This is a genomic window from Paenibacillus sp. Soil750, assembly GCF_001428045.1.
GTDB classification, from domain to species: domain Bacteria; phylum Bacillota; class Bacilli; order Paenibacillales; family NBRC-103111; genus Paenibacillus_E; species Paenibacillus_E allorhizoplanae.
Genome location: NZ_LMSD01000023.1, coordinates 673413 through 695758, shown reverse-complemented (window position 1 = coordinate 695758; position 22346 = coordinate 673413). Strand labels below are relative to the sequence as shown.

Annotated in this window: 14 protein-coding genes; 1 reads left to right on the top strand and 13 read right to left on the bottom strand. The window is 44.8% G+C overall.

All coding sequences use genetic code 11. The features are described 5' to 3' along the window. Positions 1–62 precede the first annotated feature (62 nt). From ASL11_RS22795 to ASL11_RS22745, 11 genes are all read right to left on the bottom strand, one after another. Entirely contained in the window at positions 63–2801 is a 2739-nt protein-coding gene (locus ASL11_RS22795) for an alpha-mannosidase (protein ID WP_056620139.1), read from the bottom strand. Between the two features lie 92 nt (positions 2802–2893). Continuing rightward, on the bottom strand, positions 2894–4444 hold the full coding sequence (locus ASL11_RS22790; protein WP_056620136.1) for an ABC transporter substrate-binding protein: 1551 nt from the start codon (positions 4442–4444) through the stop codon (positions 2894–2896). Positions 4445–4526: 82 nt separating this feature from the next. Beyond that, the gene (locus ASL11_RS22785; protein ID WP_063795659.1) at positions 4527–5411 is read right to left on the bottom strand and encodes a carbohydrate ABC transporter permease; all 885 of its coding nucleotides are present in this window, start codon (positions 5409–5411) and stop codon (positions 4527–4529) included. 20 nt (positions 5412–5431) lie between these two features. Continuing rightward, the gene (locus ASL11_RS22780) at positions 5432–6379 is read right to left on the bottom strand and encodes an ABC transporter permease (RefSeq protein ID WP_235550540.1); all 948 of its coding nucleotides are present in this window, start codon (positions 6377–6379) and stop codon (positions 5432–5434) included. A 202-nt stretch (positions 6380–6581) separates the two neighbouring features. Further along, complete coding sequence (locus ASL11_RS22775) at positions 6582–8780, bottom strand: helix-turn-helix domain-containing protein (protein ID WP_056620133.1); 2199 nt, start codon at positions 8778–8780, stop codon at positions 6582–6584. A gap of 167 nt (positions 8781–8947) precedes the next feature. After that, positions 8948–9706: a DeoR/GlpR family DNA-binding transcription regulator gene (locus ASL11_RS22770; RefSeq protein WP_056620131.1), complete on the bottom strand. Its 759-nt coding sequence runs from the start codon at positions 9704–9706 to the stop codon at positions 8948–8950. A gap of 28 nt (positions 9707–9734) precedes the next feature. Further along, positions 9735–10283 carry a D-lyxose/D-mannose family sugar isomerase gene (locus tag ASL11_RS22765; RefSeq protein WP_056620129.1) on the bottom strand — a complete coding sequence of 183 codons (549 nt, stop codon included), beginning with the start codon at positions 10281–10283 and terminating at the stop codon, positions 9735–9737. A gap of 3 nt (positions 10284–10286) precedes the next feature. Beyond that, positions 10287–11510, bottom strand: coding sequence for a carbohydrate kinase family protein (locus ASL11_RS22760; protein ID WP_056620127.1), 1224 nt, complete (start codon positions 11508–11510; stop codon positions 10287–10289). A 2-nt stretch (positions 11511–11512) separates the two neighbouring features. Continuing rightward, on the bottom strand, positions 11513–12670 hold the full coding sequence (locus tag ASL11_RS22755; RefSeq protein ID WP_056620125.1) for a Gfo/Idh/MocA family protein: 1158 nt from the start codon (positions 12668–12670) through the stop codon (positions 11513–11515). 28 nt (positions 12671–12698) lie between these two features. After that, entirely contained in the window at positions 12699–13532 is an 834-nt protein-coding gene (locus ASL11_RS22750; RefSeq protein WP_056620123.1) for a class I fructose-bisphosphate aldolase, read from the bottom strand. A 243-nt stretch (positions 13533–13775) separates the two neighbouring features. After that, positions 13776–15803 carry a beta-galactosidase gene (locus ASL11_RS22745; protein ID WP_056620120.1) on the bottom strand — a complete coding sequence of 676 codons (2028 nt, stop codon included), beginning with the start codon at positions 15801–15803 and terminating at the stop codon, positions 13776–13778. Positions 15804–15923: 120 nt separating this feature from the next. Here ASL11_RS22745 and ASL11_RS22740 point away from each other — a divergent pair, with 120 nt between their 5' ends. Continuing rightward, positions 15924–16745, top strand: coding sequence for an AraC family transcriptional regulator (locus ASL11_RS22740; RefSeq protein WP_056620117.1), 822 nt, complete (start codon positions 15924–15926; stop codon positions 16743–16745). Positions 16746–16807: 62 nt separating this feature from the next. Here ASL11_RS22740 and ASL11_RS22735 read toward each other — a convergent pair whose 3' ends face one another. Together ASL11_RS22735 and ASL11_RS22730 are read right to left on the bottom strand one after the other, a co-directional pair. Further along, positions 16808–19873 carry a glycosyl hydrolase gene (locus tag ASL11_RS22735; RefSeq protein WP_056620114.1) on the bottom strand — a complete coding sequence of 1022 codons (3066 nt, stop codon included), beginning with the start codon at positions 19871–19873 and terminating at the stop codon, positions 16808–16810. A gap of 121 nt (positions 19874–19994) precedes the next feature. After that, positions 19995–22211: an AraC family transcriptional regulator gene (locus ASL11_RS22730; protein ID WP_056620111.1), complete on the bottom strand. Its 2217-nt coding sequence runs from the start codon at positions 22209–22211 to the stop codon at positions 19995–19997. Between the last annotated feature and the right edge of the window lie 135 nt (positions 22212–22346).

The window sequence follows — 22346 nt, the reverse complement described above, 5'->3', positions numbered from 1 at the left end:
TCAAATACAATAAAAGGACCGCCGCAATTAAACGCAGCCAACGGTCTCATTACGATTCGTGTCTACAGCCTTATTCTAATGCTGATAATTTGCTTCGCCTTCGCTACAATGGATATGACATCATCTGTGAAGGGCGCCTGACTTTGCAATTCCTCATCCAAATTAACGTAATGAGCGCTTACTACTTTACGATCGAATTTGATTGATCCCTCCACGTATTCGGACGAGATGTTGAAGAGACGGATCACATAGCTATCGTTCCGATCCTCAGAAACCTTGATGGCACTGATGAGAAGCTCAGCTGGACTTACTTGAAGGAAGGAATGGCTAAGTGATAAGTCAGCTGCACGACGCTGCAGCGATTCATAAACAACTTTCCCTAGTTTTCTGTCCACAGACCGAATTCCCGCCACGAACTGCTGATGCTCATGCCAAAGACGGCTAGTGTGCATCTCGTTCACAGCATAAGGGCTGATCGCATAATGAAATTCAAGCTCTGTGAGAAGTTGGCCTCCATCTCCGCCATCTGAGAGAACCTCTTTGCCTGTACTGCGAAATAAAGTCAGAGCGATAGTTCTCGATCCATCCCTACGTACTGCCGCTTCATATAGCCCTTTGCTGTACACGGCTAGCCCACAGCTGCCATCATCAATCGAGATGATCCCATTATGGGGCACCGTTCCTCTAGCCTTTTCCATGTACCCCGAATAGTCGTGTTGCTCGATGCTTCGTTGAACATAATCAAACGGCGTACTTGTATGAAAATATTCGGTTTGTAGGCCTGAAGGAAACAACAGCCGCAGACGGTGATCACGCGCACGATTGTTGACCAAGGTTCTACAGCGTAGTATTGGATCATTCTTTCTTACTTCCAAAATGGTCGTAACTTCGATCGTGACAATCTCGTTACTCCTTCTCGTTTCTTGCGGATGAATGGCATGTGGGATGCTTATGGAAGTGCGAATTCGAATACGTGTCTGTAGCGGACCATCGTAGACAACAGAAATTTGGGCGTTAGAACCATAGGAAGTAAATACTTCGTTCGTAACTGGGCTCACATGGTTCCAGCCCTCACCGATGTCCGCTTCGTCTTCAAGCAGCAATAAACCAGCATAACATCGCCCCGTCTCCATATCCGTTACATCAATGGTCCCGTTCGGATGAACGGCTACGCGAATTCGCCCATTTTCCCAAGTGTTTGCGTTTACTGCCATGGATCCCAGTAAGCGTACAGGAGCCGTCAAGTTAGGGGCTTGGTATTCACCAGGACCAGGAGCAGCTAACGGTGTATTTTTAGTTACGTAAGCAGCATATCCGTAGGACGGAACACGAGCATGGAAGGCTATGCGACACCGATCCACGGTGTCCGAATACGGAATATCCCGATAAGGCCTCCACATGCGGGTGCTGTTTTTGCGCAATTCCAGCAGTTGATAGGGGATCTCATTTCGTTCATGGTCGTATAGACGGAAAGAAGTGCCCCCCAAATGATACATCGTTGAGGCTGCATCTGACATTGCAGGCATGGCGAACTCAACTTCAATCACACCGTCAATATCGGTTTGGGAAGCGTTGAATACCGTAATGACTTGGTCTCCGTCTTGGTCGGATAATCCGTGATGGTTAGACACATAGAGCAACTGCTCTCTTACCATACCTTCGGCGATGAGTCTGCTCTGATCAAAGCGATACATCATATCGCGATGGACTTGATCGATCGAACAGCCGCATATGGAATCGTGAGGGTGATTCTGAATCAAGTACTCCCAAGCTTTCGCTAAGAAGGTTTTGGGATATGCACGCCCTTGAAGCGACGTGAATACGCCCCAGGGCTCCGCCCATTTCTCCAGGAGCACTTCACAAGCCTGATTATTCATTTTCAAATGAATCCGAGAAGAAAGCACATTGGCGAGCACCCAATTATTTACACCATTATAGCCAGGAGATCTTTGCTCGCCTTTAAACTCGGGTAGATCGCCGATTTTTTCACGTAAATCTTTCACATACTCTTCTAAGGAACAATGAACAAACTTGGCACCTATGTCTGCTTCATTCAGTGTTTTCAATATCCACGGCAGACGAGGTTCAATTTCGATATGATCAACACCGTCAAACCCTGCGATGATGGAAGTTGTAGCCCGTTTGGACTTGTAGTCCAACATCCCTTTCGCCCGCTCGATCAATTCCTCGCGATCATATTGAAATTCCCGATCTGCGAATGGCCATCGGATAAAAAAGTAAAAGTCTCCATATGAGCGATCCTCATCCAATTTGAGCCCTAATATGCGAGTACCATCAGCCCCCTCCCACCATATCTCAGAAGCATCTGCATCTCCGTAGAATCCACGAAACAAGACAGCGTGATCAATCCCGAAGCCATGCAAGATTTGTGGAAACTGACTGTTATGGCCAAAAATATCCGTGATATACCCGGATTTCACTGGCTGGGCGCCGAAAGCGCGCGATCGGCGGTATCCGATGAGAAGATTCCGAATCAACGATTCTCCACTAACTAGGAATTCATCGGGCATGACATACCAAGGGCCTATGCTGATTCGGCCATCCTGGATCAGCTTCACAAGCCGCTCTCGGTTCTCTGGCCGTATGTCCAAATAATCGTCCAAGACAATGGTCTGACCGTCCATCATAAAATGACGATAGGCAGGATCCTGCTCCATCTTTTCAATGAGCTCGTCAAGCAAATAGACAAGCCTTATACGGTAACCTTGAAAATCCTGATACCATTCGCGATCCCAATGGGTATGTGAAATCACATAAACCTTTTCTATTGGTTGAGTCATTTTCACCTGATCTCCTTTTTAATAATACAGACGGACAGTCTGTCGTCATCAGTTTCACAGATTGTCCGCCTGATTTCTTGTCGTTACATGCCTTACTTTTTACTAGCCATAAACGCATCCAGCTGCTTCTGAACTTCTGCAATCGCTTTATCGATGCCGGCCTGTTTCATTTTTTCTTTAAATTGCGGCAACACTTTATCTACATCGGCAGTACCACTTTTTAAGACCGTTCCATATTCAGCATTTACGCTATCCAAGGAAGCAACCTCCGTTTTAATCGTGCTCGTATCGAAGAGGAAGCCCATCGCAGGGAATCTCAAGGTCACATCTTTATCATAGTCTTTATAGGCTTCAAAGAATCCCTTCACATCTGTACCTTTAGATTTCATGAATTTCGGATTTTGCCAGATCCATTCAAACGGCAAGTAAGGTGGTTTAGCAGGATCAACGCCAGCTGGGAAGTTCACTGCACCGTCTTTGATGACATAATGTTTACCCTCAACCCCGAGTGTTAAGAGGTCGTAGTTTTGCTGATTCTTTTGGAACCAGTTTAGGAACGCAACCGCTCTCTCAATATTCTTGCTTCCTGCCGCTATACTTTGGTAGTTCCAGGTGGTTACCTCTTGAAAGACCTTAGGCGTGATCTGAATTCTGACGAATTCGACTTGAGCGCCTGGTATGGCGGATACAGTCCTTGCATTGATATTGTACTCCGGTAGATCTCCTATCACGGAAGCTGCTTTACCTGCAGCAAAAGCCGCCCGGAAATCCTTGATCGATAAGACATCCTTCGAAATATACCCTTTGTTGAATAGTTCCCTGTGGAAATCCAGACCTTTTTTGTACGCTGGCGTATCCAGCATATTCTCTGCCTTCATCGTGTTCATATCGATCCCAACACCGCTTGGTAATCCGCGAACGAATTCTTCTTTGAAGTTTAAGTCAAAGGAGGTGTTGCTTTGGCTCAGCGGTATGATTTCAGGATTATTTTTCTTCACTGCTGCGTAGAAGGCTAACATATCATCCAATGTTTTGATTTCCGGCAGCCCGTATTTTTCTCTTAGATCTTTTCTGACCGTGAATGTGGCATAGCCGGCAGCTGTGCCGATCTGTGCGGCAGGCACACCGTAGGTCTTACCTTTCACTTGAACAACAGGCCAGTAATAATCCGGAATATTCGCTTTTAAATCTTTACCTACCTTAGCAATCGCATCGTCAAGCGCTGCAACGGAATTAGAGCTGATTAATTGGGCAAGCAGCTCCGGATGTGTCCAGAGAATATCTACGTTTCCACCTGTCGAAGTCATCACTTTGACTTTCGTTGCATAATCGTCCCATGGCACGTACGTATAATTGAGCTTCACATTTAACTCATCTTTGACTGCTTTCTCAATCGCTGCATTGACAGTGGCTTGATCAGGCTGCGGATCCCCAGGGAACACAATGTTTAAGGTGACTTGATCAAGAGGCTTAGTTGTTGCTACAGGCTGAGCTGTCGCCGTTGTAGCTGTGCTGGCGGCAGGAGTAGCTGGTGCAGTAGTGGATTCAGTCGTATTGGAAGTGCAGGCTGCAAGTGTAGCCATCGTGGTAATCATCATCGTTGAAACCAATATCTTGGAACCTTTCGTCTGTAGTCCTGACATGGTTTGAACCTCCCATTATTTAATAGTTTCTGGGTAAAACTTTATATAAACGGTGGTTAACCGCATATATCGAAACTTCGTGCTAACCTTTGACCCCGCCAACTGTTAATCCCTTGATAAAATACTTTTGCACAAAGGGATAAACAAAGACGATCGGTCCGATAGTGACAATCGTTATCGCCATTTTGATGGATTCTGCGGGTACTGCTGATGCTGCATACGTACTGCCAACACCGCCAGAAGAAATATACTGCATACTGGATAGGACCATTCGCAGCAAATACTGTACCGGATACAGCTTCTGATCATTAATCAACAGGAGTGGAAGCCACCAATCATTCCAATATTGCAGCGCATAGAACAATCCCACCGTCATAACGCCAGGTAGAGCCAATGGGAATACGATCCGAAACAAAATGTTGACTTCATTAGCACCGTCTATTCTTGCTGATTCCAACATCGCATCGTCAATCGCCCGGAAAAAGTTCCTCAGTAGAAACATGTTCCACGCGTTCACCGTATAGGGCAGAATGAGTCCCCAAACCGTATCGCCTAGATGCAAATACTTTGTCGTCACGATATACCATGGTACCAAGCCACCATTGAAAAGAATCGTAAAAAAGACGATGAATGACAGACTATTACGAAACTTCAATTCTTTTCTGGACAGTGAGTACGCAAGCAAACCAGTGATGACCATACTGAAAGCGGTACCAACTACAGTTACAAAAATGGTCACCCAATAAGCCTTACCTATCGACGAATTTCCAGAAAAAATGTAAGCGTATGCTTTTAAGGAAAATACATGAGGAAGAATACTGTATCCGTTCAACTGTAAATATTTCTCATCCGTTATGGAGCCAGAGAACATGATAAAAAAAGGAATGACGCAAACCAAGGCCAGCAAGGATAGAAATACATACGCTGTGTACGTCACGATTTTATCTTGCACATAGTTATTTTTCATGCACAATCTCCTAAACGTCGTTAGAATAATGAGCCTTCACTTTTGTACTTTTTGACAAGCGAATTGAATCCTAGTACCAAGATAAATCCAACCACCGACTGATATAATCCCGCCGCAGATGACATACCTGCATCACCAATGGTTCGTAAGGAGCGATAGACGAACGTATCAATGACATCTGTTGTGGCATACAGACTCGCATTATCACCAACGAGCGCATAGATCATGCCGAAATCCCCGTAGAAAATCCGCCCGACTGACAACAGTATCATAATGGTTATGGTCGGTGAAATAACGGGCAGTGTAATATAACGAATTTGTTGTAATTTCGTTGCCCCATCCAATGCTGCGGATTCAAAATACTCCGTGTTCACGCCCGTAATTGCCGCAATGTAGATGACCGTCAGGAAACCTGCATACTTCCATATTGAAAATAATACGAGAATGCCCGGCCACAAATCCGCTCGCTGTCCCCAGGCTATCTCTGGGATGTGGAGGAACGCAAGAATGCTATTAAGCAGACCACCTTCAGAAGCAAACAAATTATAGGCAAATACACTTACAACGATCCATGAAATGAAATAGGGCAAAAAGATAAAGGACTGCGTCACTTTTTTAAACAACTTGGAACTGACTTCATTCAGAAATAGCGCTGTGACGATGGCAATGGCTTGTTGAAAGAAGATAAACATCGCGTTCAAGAAGACGGTGTTCCACGTAACTCTAAGCACTTTATCGCTGCTGAAGAGGAATTTAAAGTTATCAAATCCCACCCATTTGCTGCCCAAGATGCCCAAATTTACTTTATAATCTTTAAATGCTACGATAATGCCGGCCATAGGCAGATAAGCAAATAGGATGAAATATAACAACCCAGGCAACATAAAAAGATATAAAGCTTTATTTTTTGAAATATCGAGCAGAAATTCAAAAATGATGAATTTTCTTTTTCTGATTTGGCTCTCCACCTTTCTCAGTCCTCTTATTGCTTGGCTGTTTACACCGTTAGTCTAAGAGCTTTTGAGCAAATGTGAAAGTAAAAAGACTATACATGGTTTATATTTGCATACTTCTACGCTCATAAATTGCATACCCAGATTGCAAAAACATACTTGCGCTAAAGAAAAGGCCACTCCTTGATGAAAGGACGGCCTTCACTTAACTTGGATATCAGATTTTTAGTTTATTTCGATATTCGCTCGGAGACATGCCGGTATGTTTTTTGAATAACGTAACGAAATAAGACGAGTTGTTAAAGCCAACTTTAGTGCCTACTTCTTTGATGGCGATATGATCTTGTGCCAAATAGATCTTGGACTTAGTTAATCTCAATTCCGTGATGTACTCCGAGAACGATTGGTTAAATAACTCCTTAAATAACCGACCGAAATACATCGGATTATAGTCAAATCGATTGGCAACCATCTCAACGGATAACTCCGTATTGGCGTAGCAGCCTTCAACGAATTCGCGGATTCGCTCTAGGAGGTCAGAATTGAGGTGCTTTCTTTTCTCCTTAATTCGTTGCATGTCATGAAGAATGTATTGAGCGAACCAAAGCTTCATCTGCTCTAACGTCTCCAATTGCCTTAGTTTGCTAACCGCATTGTTAAAGTTCGATAGTAGGTCATCTTTTACATCTTGTATCGAAAGCTCAGTCGTAATAAACACCGTAAGCAATAAATGATTGACCGATAGCTTAATCAATTCGTATTGGCAGTCTTTTAAAGCATTAAAAATATCATCCAGTGCTCCCCAAATAAGCTCCTCTTTACCTAGCTTGATTGCTTCCAAAAGCGCTTTTAAATGCTGCTGTGGATACTCAAACTCATGCTTCACATTAGCAAAGACGGTTTCATACGTTAGCATGCTGCCTAAGCCGTACACCATTCTATAATCTGCTGCTTCCAACGCTTCTTGAAAGGATGCGTGATAATTCGCTGCATCATTCACATAAGTCCCCCATGCTACGGTGACAGAGGTACCCATCGCTTGCCTGAATTGTTCTTGCAGCCTTTTTATCAGATTCACTAGATGCTTATGACTATTGAAAGCGTTGTCATGATTGATTAACAGAACCACATCTTTATTGATTACAAGGGATTCATAGGAAAAGTGCGGTTGTAAGAGATCGAATACCCTATTCAACAAGCTCAGCCTCATTTGATTGTGAACTTCATCTGCAACCTCTTCCACTTCTAATGCAGTTGCATCAAAATGCTCATCAATTTTGAGAATCAGGATGCTCGTACCCTTAAACAAATCCACACGCAATGCAAATTCTAGTTCACTGGAAACCTGCGGCGCCTTTACTCCACCTAGGATATCTTTTAAATAATCAACCTTCAAATTGTTCTTTGATTTCTCTTTCATTAACTCCAACGTTTCTACAAGACCGCGTAATGGCGAAGAAAGCTTCCCACTCACAAACAATGAGGCGATCCCGCTAAAAGCAAATAAAATCAAGCTGATCCAAATTACCGTGTTCCTAAGTCTGCTGATACTGACGACCGCTGCTTGATACGGTACAACATGAAGAAAATGCCACCCCAATTGAGTAGAATAGCTATGTGTTACCAATACTTTTTCGCCGCTTAAGCTTGTGTCAACGAAACTGTTCGATTCCGATTCCGTAAGACTCTTTTTAATAAAGCCTAGCTCTGAGTAATCCTTTAAAAATTCGCCGCCTGATGGATCTGAAATCACTTTGCCTGTGGCATCTACAATTAGAATATTACCTTGATCTACCCTGTCATCCGGATTAATGCCACTACGAACCGCTTCCTCTTTCACATTTACTATTAGCGCATTGAGAATAGCATTCGTTGATTTATCCCTATTGTAATAAAAAATTGAATACACATTTTCTTCTTGATTTTTGCCTGAACTCAGTTTTAATTTTCGGGGCAATAGTCGGATTTTCGTTTTAGGATCAGAATTGTTCAACATTTCAATAGCTTCGTTATCGATATTCGGGTAGTCACTGGTTAAAAACGAGGTGTTATTCCCATTGTAGATGCCGATCGAATAAATACTTTCATTAATGAAGATGATATCGTTCAGCTTTTTCAAAGAATTGTTTTCTACAATTGGATCACTTTCAGCGGTGTTCATCTGTTGTATGATCGGATAATCAAAAGATAACTGTGCCGAAACTTGCATAGCTTGGTTCATCAGATACTCGGTAGACTTTTGACCTTGCATCAGTGTCCGGTCTGAGAGCTCATTGATTTGACGAATGGAACTGTTCGAAAAAATGTGAAATAACCAAATCGAAATAACTGCAATTGCAAGCGTTAACATAAGAAGATACGCGAAAAAAAACTTGGCAAACATGGTTTTGACAGGAAACTTCGTTTGAAAGACCATGACACCCCGCCTTACATTTTTAATAAGCTATCTCTACTTTATTTTACCAACGCTATACTTATTCGTCCTCCACTAGTTGACCTCCTTGTAATCGGTCTTAAACAGACATGAAGCCGTTAACTCTTGCAGCAGCAAAGTTGACGGCTTCCCTTATAAGATCCCAGGATTCAGTTTATTGCCAAAATTTCCACGGCTTCTTCCTTGAAGGCGTCAAATAATTCCTGCTTAGGAAATTGGTCCGTAATAACGCGGTCTGCGGCCTTCAAGCTTGCGAAGGAGAACAAGTCCTGCCTGCCAAACTTGGAATGATCCATCACAATATTCACTTCGGATGACTGCTGGATCGCAAGACGCTTGATCTCCGTCTCGTGCATATTGGAGTTGCTGAAGCCATGCTTCAAGCTCACGCCTGTTGTTCCAATAAATGCCCTGTTAAATGCCATTTTCTCCAAGGCCTCCGTTGCAATTGGACCTACAAGTGTTGAGGTTTGACCCATCAGCATGCCGCCAATAACGATCGTAGAAATCTGCTTTCCTTGCAGCTCCGCAGCAATATTAAGTGCATTGGTGACAACCGTAATATGCTGGTTCACCTGGATAAACCTGGCCACCTGAAGCGTTGTTGATCCGCCATCAAGAAATATAGAATCCCCGGGCTGAATCAGCTGCGCGGCTAGTTTGCCAATCCTTATTTTCTCTTCTATAAAGACGCCGGACCGCTCGTGCAGCGCAATATCATTGCCGACTAATATCGCGCCACCGAATGTTCGCTTAATATATCCCCCTTGCTCCAGCTTCTCCATATCTCGGCGCAGGGTCATCTCCGTGACCTCGAACATTTCTTTTAATTCAGCCATTTTGACTTCACCATCGACAGCCATCCGATCCAGAATTTGCTGCTGTCGTTGATTGATTGGGTTCTGCATGTTGAAAGCCTCCGTGTTAGTTCTGATCTTACTCATCTTCTTCGATTCGCGGCATCCGCTCAATGCGCGGGTCGGTAAATATATCAAACTCATCTCTGCTGGTGCTGGAAAATTCAGAAACAACCGCGCCTTGATCCCCTGCTTGAAACCAGTGTTTAATACCTGGTTCAATGGTATACTGCTCACCTGGAAGTAATTCAATTTCGTTAAATACCGTAAAGTAAGCCTCACTTCCGACAGGAATTTCTGCTTTAATTACGGCAGGTGCTTCACCCTCCACATATAACCAAACGCTTCCTGAGCGGCAGCGAAACGTTTCCATTTTACCGGGATCATTTCCTACTGGAGGATGTAGATGCTCTGGGCAGGTCTGCCTTGGGAACAAGACTAATTCCTTCGCGCAATAACGGTCTGTATTCACATAGGTAACCAACTCAAGACCTTGAACTTCCAATTGCTGAAGCCCGAAACCAGCTACTTCAATGTACCGAATTTCATCCTCCGTCAACACAATTCCGCTTAACTCCAAAATGTGCGCCGTCCGCTCCTGAGCTTGACGAATTTGGCTTCTTTTCATTAACTATCGGCTCCTTTGGCTTTTTTTGTGATGAGGCCCGACCCATACCTGCTGCTCATCCAAGACCCAGTTAGGTAAATCTAACTTCATCTCATGTTTGGCCCAAGCGTTATTTATTCGTTCCCAAACCTCTGAACCCGTTCGAATTCCGCTTATCGCATCTGCATGCTCCACATTGCAAGCACCTACACCTACTGCGGTTTGCAAGACATGCTCAAGCTTCATCCCCTTCATAAGACTATATAAAAAGCCTGCTATCGTACAATCACCAGCTCCTGTTGTGCCAGCAACATCGACTTGATAACAGGATGAAATGAGTTCGTTATCCAACCAATTCTCACACACATCTTCCGAAGGGGAACATCTTCCCATTGCGGATAAACGAGCCTCTTCGGAGGTCGTTCGAACATATAGTCCATGCTCGCCTAACTTTAGTCCGACGATTGCGACGCCCATTGCCAACAGCTCCTCCGCTACCTCAGAAAGAACGTCTCCGGTAGCAAAAGCAAGCAAGTCACCTGAATCTGATTCACGCATCCAAACTTCATACCAATCCCGATGAAGCATATACACAATCTCTTCAAAGCTAGGCAGAAACACATCAACATAAGGGAGCGCTTTTGTTAATATTGCACGCCAATCCGCGCGCCCTGCATCGGATGCAGGGTCAGGCTTTGCTAGATCAAGAGATACCGTCACCCCATGGCTCTTCACCTTTTCCAGCAAGAAAGCAAGCTCATCACCATCATTCTGATACATGCTGCGCATCAAAGGTGGATACCCAAAATGAAATAAACGAGCAGCTTCTAGCTGATCTACGTGCAGGTCAGCCGCTGCATACGTATCATTTGCTCCCGTCGAATGCAGAAAGATCCGGTCGGTCTGCGGCGGACTAATGACAATGGAGTAGGAGCTGCTTTCACTAGGTGCTATGATCATGCCCGTTGCTAATGATGGATTGTGCCCGCCAAGAATTGATAGAATGGCTTCACCAAATAAATCATTGCCCACTTTGCCCATTAGACTAACACTACTGCCGAGGCGATAGAGAGCTATCCCTGTATTGGAAACAGCACCTCCTGTTGAGATCACCGCCTTGCCAACATCAACAAGCTTTCCCGGTACAAATAACGCATCCAAACCTATTTGCTGGCCACGAATCGTTGGGATAATATCCAAACAAATATGTCCGGCTACAATCACTTCCGCTTGGCTCTGCCTGGACAAGTTTAATTCCTCCAGTCAATGGGTATCGTTTGACCTGTTCGATGCGATGCCAATGCCGCTGTAAAAATGATATGGCTATCCCCTGCTTCCTCAGGAGTAGCGCAGTAGAATGGCTGTTGGATTACCTCAGTGTGAACCAACTCATCGCAGAACGCTGCCCACATTTGAAGAATAGAATCAGAGAAGCCAAATTCAAAAATGCCTCCTGTAATCGTAGCATAGGCTGATTTATAGGGTGCATCTGCCACGTGCCAAGCCTGAACCCCTCCTGGTGTATAGGGTAAGGATGATACCTGCTTCGGATTTTTCGTTGTGAATTCGGCAGAAAATGCCGTTCCCGTAATACGTATAAACCAAGTATTGGCATGGCCTGGAGCAATTCTTTTCGTAGACAGCAACATCGGAAACTGCTGGCTTTCCGTCTGAACTTCACAGGCGAGAATGGCATTATCCCAAGTCTCACATGGCACCATAACCCCATTGCCATCAGGTCGGTTAGGCACAATTTTGGACAAGAGCGCTCTGACCGATTGGGGCTTCCAACCGAACCGCAATGGCAGATGCAGGACATGCATGCCTAAATCTCCCATACATCCATATTCGCCATTCGTGGCGATTCGCCTTTTCCAATTAATCTGTTTGGTAGGGTCCAAATCGCTGGAATGCCAAAAGCCTGCCTCCACTTCAATGATTTTTCCGAATTTATTTTCATTCACCCACGTTGCGATTTGTTGCGCACCTGGAAAAAATGGAAACTCTGAAGAGCATCTAACGATAACATGAGGATTCTCTAGAATGGCTTGCTGGATAAGGGAATTCGCCTCTTGATCTATACCGAATGGCTTCTCCCCTAACAAATGTTTGCCGGCCTTGATAATATCGATATAAATTTGTGCATGTAGATTATGCGGAACGGCACAGTAAATTGCATCTATATTCGGATTGGCCAACAACTCTTTATAATCCGTATAAGCAGCTTCTACGCTGGTGACATTCTCTTGAAACCACTGTGTAGCGGAAGCGTTTGCATCACAAACGGCTACGATGCTTGGCACAAAATCTACCTGTGTCAAATGACACCAACGAGCAGCCGCGCTTGCGAATTCCTTGCCCATTAGTCCACAGCCAATAACACCAAAGCGAATGATCGTTTTTGACATGCGTGCATCCTCCTTATGGATAAGTTGATTAGATGGACAACTGGGCAAGTGCTTGCTCGGCAGTTGCGCCATGATGAACAATGGACATTAACGCCTTGGTCATTCCTGCAGGATTCGGATGTTGAATGACATTACGCCCATAGACAATTCCCGAAGCACCTTGCCTCATCAATTCAACCGTTCGCGTCATGATTTCTTCATCACTTGCTCGACCACCCCCGCGCACTAATACAGGAATACCGGAAGCAATCTCAATGACACGAGCATACTCCTCAACGTGATCGCATGGATCTGCTTTAATGACATCTGCCCCCAGCTCAACCGCCTGCCTTACCAGTGGGAGGATTTTATTAATATCTCCATCTACCATATAACCACCCTTAGCTTCGTTCGCCAACATGACAAGGGGTTCTACCATCAAAGGCATGGCATACTTTTCACATTCCGTTTTGAGGAGGGAAACGTTCTGAACACATTGATAATGAAGCTCAGGCTGATTTGGCAATAAGAGCAAATTGACACATACCGATACCGCGTCCATACGAACGGCTTGCTCGATAGCCTGATGAATGAGTTCACTAAACACAAAACGAGGAAGTGTATTTCCGTAGATGTTAGCCGCGTCAGTACGAAGTACAAGCCCTGGCTTATGACCGCCTGGAATCGATTGGAGATGTCTAGCTTGACCAATGCTGAGCTGGATACAATTCGGTCCTGCTTCTACAATCGTTTCAATCGCTTGCTTCACGTTTTCAATGCCAGACAAGAAACTGATTTCGTTAAAAAAGCCATGATCAATCGCAACGTCAAAGCATTTGCCCTGCTTGCTGAACATTCGGTTAAGTCTAGGTTTTAATGACATCTTAACGTTTCACCTCATTCTTATTTTAATGTTATTTTATAACAATATATGTTCGTTTTCAACATAATTTTATTGCTTTACAACAAAAAAAAGGAGAAAGTTTCACAGCAACCTTCTCCTTTTTTTTGAATTATTGCTTGCACCATAAAAAAAACATAAGCAACATAAGCCCTACACATGAATGCAGGGCTTACGTTGATTAGGTTCCCTTACCATGTCTATTTCACCATGGAGAAATGTCGCTTACTTTTCAATAATGAGAACTGCTTTAGGTGGGAGTGTCGCTTCATTTTCAATGAAATCGCCGGAAATTAAATCCGTCCCTTTCAAGTCCCCAAGAGAAATCCTAGCAGCTTGATCATTATGATTCAAAATAAAGACGAATGACTCATTCTGCTCATTGGTTCTCGTAGAAACCTCAACACCAGGCACAGGTGGGATTGGTGCAGTAATCCCTTTATCTTGGCACAAGTTGCCTAACAGCCCTTGTAAAAATGCTGGCTCAGGACTGGAAGCTACGTACCACGCTTGACCTGCTCCATATTTATTTACAGTCAGCGCAGGCATCCCTTGATAAAAATCCTTGCCATACACAGCTTTTACTTCGGCTCCCTCAGCATGGATTAAATCACACAGGATACCGCATTGGTAGTTCCCATTAAGGCCGCCCCATTGCTCATTCAGCTGAATTTGGTTGCTCTGATCGGGGAATAACGCATCGATTTCTTCTGCCCAAATACCAAGAACACTGCGCAGCTCACCTGGATATCCACCAAGGGTTACGCGATCATGCTCATTGACGATACCGCTGAAGAATGTAGTCAGGAAGGTTCCTCCAGCATGAACGAATTGTTCCACACGCTTCGCATATCCCTCTTTCACCATATAAAGTACAGGTGCAATGACAATATCATAGCCCACGAGATCCGGATCTGTGCCGATGAGATCAACTTGAATATTTTGCTGAAACAGAGCGTCGTAATATTTATGAACTTCATCTACATACTTAAGGTCGATTGTCGGTCCACTTGAAAGTTCAATCGCCCAGCGGTTTTCCCAATCGAACACAATGGCAACGCGTGCTTTCACTCTTGCGTCCAACACTTTATCCGATAAACGCTCCAGCTCATGCCCGAGCTCCGCGCACTCGCGGAATACCCGTGTATGCTCATGCCCAACATGCTCAATAACTGCGCCATGGAACTTCTCGCACGAACCTGCTGATCGGCGAAGCTGGAAGAAAAGAATGGTATCCGCGCCACGAGCAACCGCTTGATAGCTCCAGAGCTTCATAACACCAGGGCGTTTCAACGAGTTATACTTCTGCCAATTCTGTTGGCTTGGTGTTTGTTCCATCAGCATGAACGGTTGACCATCCTTTAATCCACGCATCAAGTCATGCGTCATGGATGTCAGACTGACCGGCGTATCCAAGGAAGGATAATTGTCCCATGAGATCACATCCAAATAAGGCGCCCATTTGAAATAATCCAATGGCTTGTAAAGTCCCATTAAATTCGTTGTTATTGGCAATTGTGGGGAGTGGCGTCTGATCGCATTGTACTCCAACTTATAGCAATCTAGTAAACTATCTGACATGAATCGGCGATAATCTAAGGAAATAGGTTGAAAGAACGAACGATCTCCAGGCTCTTCCTCGGAAAGGGCATTGGGCGGAACGATTTCTTCCCAATCGTAAAAAGTATGACCCCAGAACCCTGTATACCATGCTTTGTTTAACTGATCTAGCGTCGTATATCGTTCTTGCAGCCAGGTGCGGAATGCGTCGGCGCAATTATCACAATAGCAATACCCGCCATATTCATTCGATACGTGCCAGATCAGAACAGCTTCATGATTGTTATAGCGTTCAGCTAACTTCTCAGCAATTCGTTCCGAATAGGTACGGTAAGTTGGACTATTGGGACAAGAATTGTGCCTCTTCCCAAATTTATGTTTGCGTCCTTCAAAATCTACACGACAAACATCCGGATATTTCTTGGCCATCCAAGCAGGGTGAGCCCCTGTACTCGTAGCTAAACATACATAAGTTCCATTCACATGTAGACGATCAATGATGTCATCCAGCCAAGTGAAATCGTAGGTATCTTCATTCGGTTGTGATAGTGCCCACGAGAAAACATTGATCGTCGCCACATCAATTCCCGCAAGCTTAAACATGCGTAAATCCTCATCCATAACTTCTTTATCCCATTGTTCTGGATTGTAATCTCCACCGTACCAAATTTTTGGCAGCTTAGCATGTATCACGATTCGCACCTCTTCATCTAAATTCATATAAGAATAAGTACATTATATTTGATTCATATTCATGTTAAAATATAATATAAATGCATTCTTATATAAGAAAATGGAACAGGATGATTCATTGTGCATACCCGATTTCTACTAACCCCTAGTACAGCCCAGCCTTACCCTTTATTTATAGACAGCATTGGTCATCACGAAGATCAGGAGAAACTTAATCGTAAAGATGGCCTCCCTCACTATCATTGGCTGCAGACTTTTTCTGGTGAAGGCGAATATGAAATGGGCAATCGGAAAGTCCTTTTATCAAAAGGTTCCGGTGTCCTCATGCTGCCCGGTGAACCGCACACTTATTATGCCGTTACGGATACCTGGTGCACACAGTACGTCACGTTCGGAGGCACTAGTGTGCATACGATCTTAAGCACATTAGATATGCTGGAATCCGCCGTCTTCCGTTGGGATGAGGAAGGTCCTTTAAACCTAGCTCTCACCCATATTTTGAATAAACTTCAGACACAAGCTGATTATTCCGGCTATGATGCATCCGCGGATTTGTACCATTTCTTGATTCAGATTAAAAAGCACGCACAAATCAATAATCGCACCTCGATTACGAATCAGATGCTTCACTTACAACCACTTACGGATTGGCTAGAAGATCACTATCCGAATCCGGATACCGGGATCGAACAGATGGCCGCGGTCTTAGCGATTACACCACGACATTTGAATACGTTGTTTCAGCATGCTTTCGGGCTATCGCCTTATGCCTACCTCATCATGATGCGACTTCGCAAATCCAAGGAAATGCTGCTAACCGACAGACATCGAGCCATTAAAGAGATTGCTGTGCGTGTAGGCTTTCGGGATACGAGCCACTTTATTGCCAGCTTTCGCAAACAAATTGGCCTTACGCCGGAGCGATTTAGAGAGTTGAATTAAGCGGCTGGCCAGCGAAAAAAACAGATCACAGGCAGATGATCCTCTGTCTATGATCTGTTTTTTTAGATAGATGAAATCACAATACGCGGCGGGAGTGGCAATCCGAACCTGACAAAAGTGTATCGGTCTACATACATCGAGACTCCCTGAGGTATCCCTTTGTCCGTCCAACCTGGTGTATTCGTGAAACTGGATGGGCCTACTTTGTAAATTTCACCATGGATATGATGATGTGGGCCAAGTAAGTTCCGGCAGTTATTCGTTAGCTCCATCTCGATGACATTCTCCCCAGCAACCAGGTATCTCCCAATGTCAGCCTCATACGGTTCCCATAAGAAGGTTCGAACTTCGTGTCCATTCAACCACAGTTTGCATACAGCAGCATGAGGTGGCTCAGGAAAGAACCATTTGGCAGCAGCGCCATCATTCCAATTCACAACGATGTGCTGGCGCAATCGAATCGTACCCGCGAAGAAAGGAAGTCCTTGCTGAACAAGTTCGCTCGCATGAACAACCTGAGGAATCTCCGTAAGGACAAAAGGCCCCTCCGTCTGAACCGCCCTTCGTTCACCGTACACATACCCAGAGCAGGATTCAACACCAAACTCACCCAGTAGATAAATGCTCTCCATTTCGGTATCGAAAGTTAACTTATTGCCTTCTGATTCAAATTTCTTCGCATTCTCAATCGCTTGATACGTTTCAGGTGAATTATAGAAATGTCTGTTTAACCGAATGTGATTTTCCCCGCTTTGCACATTGCCGCTGATAGCGACTTTGTGGAATGAACCGTCTCGCCATGTTCCGCAGCTCTCGGAGGAGACCTTACCACCGTTAACTTCTATGATGAAAAGCTCAGGGCTTTCCATGACAACAAATAGCTCCCTGTTACATCCAGTTTCCCATCCAACATAGAAAGGAAAGTCTAACTCGATATCAACAGATCGACCCAGATCTAATAATTGTTCCTGGATAAGAATCACAGGCTGTAGTTCAGACCACTCGCCATCCTCCACACGTAATCGACACGTATCCAAGGTGAGGCTGTTCGGGGTGAGGGAGACTACGTCCCAATGGGAACTCAATATGGTTGTTTCTGCGGATTGACTCTCACTCTTACTCTTTTCCGACACTTGTTCAATAACATTCGCAGGATGTCCATTTCGTGACTCCAGCCGCAGCATATAGGATTGACCAGGATGCAGCGGCAGCTGAACCCGAATGCCATCCGCCGTTGTGATCTGAGCTAGGCATTCCGTGTCGCCGCTTGTAAGATCAATCAAGCTTACTTGCCCTTTATGAAGCAACTCGATGTCAACCTGAGCATAATGCTCGTCCCCGGAATTGACGACATAATACAAACGAGATCCATCAAGTTCCAAAGTTTGCACGTTAATTGTGTCTACTGCAATGGTAACTCCGCGCTCATCGGTCATCCGAATGGAAGGTGCACTGACCTTCGTTATGGCGTCAACCATGGCAGCCGATGACCACTCCGGTTTGTTCGCTTGCAGCAGCAACTCTGCAAGTTCACTGTCCGGCATACCCTCAACTAGCTGGGGATAGGGTGCACAAGCAATCAACTGTCCTCCTTGCTGCACGAATTGTTTCAGCAACGTAAGTGTCGTTCGACTAATCGTCACGCTTGGCGGCAGAACCACCACACGATAGGCTGCCTCGCCAATGATGAATTGGTCGTCCTTCACATGACCATGCCCCTCCATGATACTTTCACTGCCGTAATCATGCTCGATAAAGGCTTGGCACATCCAGCGGGACAGCTGGGCGAACGCCGTGTGGAACCGCGGAATGTCGGAGCGATCCTCTCCGCGCTGCAAGGTCCACGCACTGCGAATCGGGTGCAAGAGCAGAACTTCGACTTGTCTTGTCCCTTCTGATAGCAGCATCGACAATCTGGCGAAATAATCGTTGAAGCCTTTATAATCCTCCCACCAAGGCTGTTGGACGAACAGGGATGGCGGATAATCCCGCTTCCGCAGCCCTTTCAGGCTATAGCTCTGCAAATGCTGGCAAATCATCGTAATGCCATGCACGAACTGCCATTCACCAATTCGCTTCAAATCCGCGAAGCTAATGTCCCAACCGGAACAACCGAAGCTTTCGGTAATCGTTTGTTTTTTCCCAAGTTGATGAGCGACAGATCCGACCTGCTTCGGGACAATCGGTTCATCACCAATAAAACGGCCGAGCCAATCACAACCTGGCATGTTCAAATGTTCATAGAACGCCATGGGATCTCCAACAGAGGTTACTTGAATCTGCAGCGCTTGTTCGTCAACAACATGTCCCGTAAATGACCATCCTTTACTTTGACACCATTCACCGATTTGTTTCGCGTACGCCTTCGTGAACATCGCTGTTACACACGCCCAGTAGTCGTATCTGGCTTTCGTAGTGCCGTCGACTTGCAGGAATAACGCTGGCAATACGTCCTTCAACTCATACCCATTTGCAGATCGAAATGCCGCTTCCAATTCAAAGGACCACGGTAATTGACCGCGAGCAAATTGAGGTTCGTCGGTAAAAAATCCTTGAATGACATCCCCAAACTCCACTCCAAAGCGCTCCCAATACGCGTCATAGGCGGCTTCAATGAACGCCCTCACTGCCCGCTCACTTAAGGCATCTAAATAGTAGGGATTAACCTCATAGTACAATCGAAGCTGTGCCTTTTCTGTATCCTCATCCCCAAGTAGCTTATACCCGGTCTCTGTTTGCTCGTAGTACGCGATCGTATGTTGGGCAGGACTTTGAAAAGGCGCGTGTTCACAGAGCAGCTTCTTTTGCTGAAATGCCTCGCCTTTGGCAGTCACCTTCCCATCAGCGAAGCCGCTAGGCCACCCATTTTCATCATACAGCCATGGAGATAGGCCTAATTCTTTGCCTTTTACGATACAAGCGCGAATCGCATCCATCCACTCCTCCCCCATGTAGGGGGTTTGAAGCCCACCTCTCGCATGCATGAAAAAGCCGCCAATCCCCGCTTTATGCATCTCTTCAATTTGCCGTTCTAATTCGGCGATCTCCAATTTATCATTCCATGACCAAAACGGGATCGTCCGATACTCATTAGGCGGATGAAGCAATTGTCCCCATATATGTGACATAAAAACCTCCGAAAGTATTTGTAGGTGAAAGGCAACATCGCGTCACTTTTCACTCACTTTACCTACTTTGGAGGTGCTCTTCAATCTACATTTTTTTGCCCAGTTAACATGGAGGCCAATCTTATTGATGAACCTTCCGATAATCCCCAGGTGTTGTGCCAATCATTTTCTTAAAAGCGCGAATGAAAGACATCTGATGTAAATATCCTACACGTTCCGAAATTTCTTGGATAGGCAAAGGTGTCGTTCTTAGCAATTCTTTGGCATGCTCCATCCGTATTTGGCAGAGATAGACGACGAACTTCTCACCGAAATCCTCTTTAAATATGGTGCTTAGGCTGGACGAATTCATATTAAATTGTTCGCTTAGGCTCGATAAAGATAGATCAGGATCACTAAAATTGGCCTCGATGTAGTCCCTTACTTTTTGCACCACACCGTGATTGCCCTTGCTGACCCGAATCTCTTCCATTTGCTGTGCACAGGACGTAATGGTTACCAAATAAAATGATTCCAGCTCATCCAGCGTTTCAAGTGTCTCCATATTCTCATCCCACGGTGTGCGGAACTCCCGATTCCATAGTTCTTGATACTCAGGAGGCAGCTCCATCATTTCCCGATAGAAATAATAGTTCATGTAACTGAGAATGCCGCTGATCTCCTCTTTGGGAAGCAAAAGCCGACGTAAACCCTCAAATAGCAGTTTTAGCTGCTCTTGCCACCCATCGTTACCAACACGGAAAGCTTGAGCAATCGTCCGTACATACTGCAGGTAAACGTATAGATCATCATGCGACAATAGCTCGATTTCCCAATGGCCGATCACCCGGTTGCTGCCAAGCGCAGACTTATAGTCCAGTGCTCTTGCCGATGATTCATAGGACCGGTGTATCGCTTGAACTTCGTGTACCGTACAGCCCAAACCGAATGTCACCGTCAACTTCAAATTGTTCTGCATCCATTGACGTACTTGATCCGTCAGCGTCAGCATCATCGTCTCCAGTGGAATCTCTTGCTGCTCTTCAAGAAAAATAATACACAACCGATGATTCGTGACCCATTCCTGCCAAATGCGCAGACCACAGGCTTCTGCCGATTCGTCGACTACTTTTTTCAAAATATACTTAAAAAGCCCCTGATCCTCACGGGAATGTCTACTAATGAATTCCGTATATTTATCAATTTCAACGATGCTGACAGCGGCACTCCCCAATTGCTTCATGCCAAGTTCCATCAACTCATTGTTCCAATCTGCCTGCTCTAACAGGCGACTTCCATCAATAATCTCGTGGAATAATTGGATACGTCGATACTTCTGATTTACGAGACTCTGATTCTGATACTCCTGACTCACCTCAATGATGTTGCTCAACGTGTAATCAATATAACTAAGCTCATCGACCGTTGGTCCTTGTATTGGATTCTCTTTATGCACTTGATTGTATTTCTCGATTCGCGACATTATCGTTTCTATTGGCTTATAGTTTTTACGTGTAATATATACAATCCAACCTATCGCTAGCAGCAGTCCCAAGAACCCGACAATAAACCAACCACTTTTCATATAGTTAAAAATATTACCTAGCTCTTCCTTCTTAAGCGAGCTCGTATACGTCCAGCCTGTATAGTTGGATATGATCGTAATATCATCAACCTTCGGATCCTTGCCTTTTTGTTCAAAAATCATCTGGCCTTGACTATCTTTGAGTGCAATCTGATTCACTTCCGAAATCCCGTATTTGCTTAGAAACTCTTGAATCGCACTGACTTTTACATTAATAACAAGCATAGCGATCCCTTTACTTTGCAAAGGAACACCTTGGGCCATGGAAATGACTGTACTACTTTCCTGATTCCCTTCTTTTACAATCCGAAAGGAACGAGGCAGACTCCAGCTGTCTAGTTCAGGATGATCTAAATGACTAACAATGAATGGTTTATCTGCAAATTGTTCGACGTTCATCTTTGTTTTATCACTAATAACCGTCCCATCCCCTGCCCGATACAAGTAGGCAGAATCAATCCACGGATTGGTCGCTGTTAAACTTTGAAGCAGCCGGGAAAGCTCGATGAAAAAGTTAGTATCACTTTGCATCCCAGCGAACGTCGTTATGTTAATATTACGAGTTATTGTTTCTAACATCATTAATTCAATGGAGTTCAACGACATGTCGATGCTGTTCTGGATATTTTGGACATACACGCCACTGGATTTCAGGGCTTCTTTGCGGGACAAATCATTGAGTTGTACGACTCCAATAAATACGAATAAACAAACGATCAGGATTAATACAGGAACATAGGAAAGTAGCAAGCGACGGAACCAATTTCTTCTCAAGTTGGGCTCTCTCCTTCATGATAAGAGGGTATTTATCCTACCATTCTATCCTTGAACGGATGGCGGAGCAATATACAACCTTTCGCGGAGTTAACATGTATTAGGCAGAATGGGGAAAAAGCCCCTGCAGCGTAG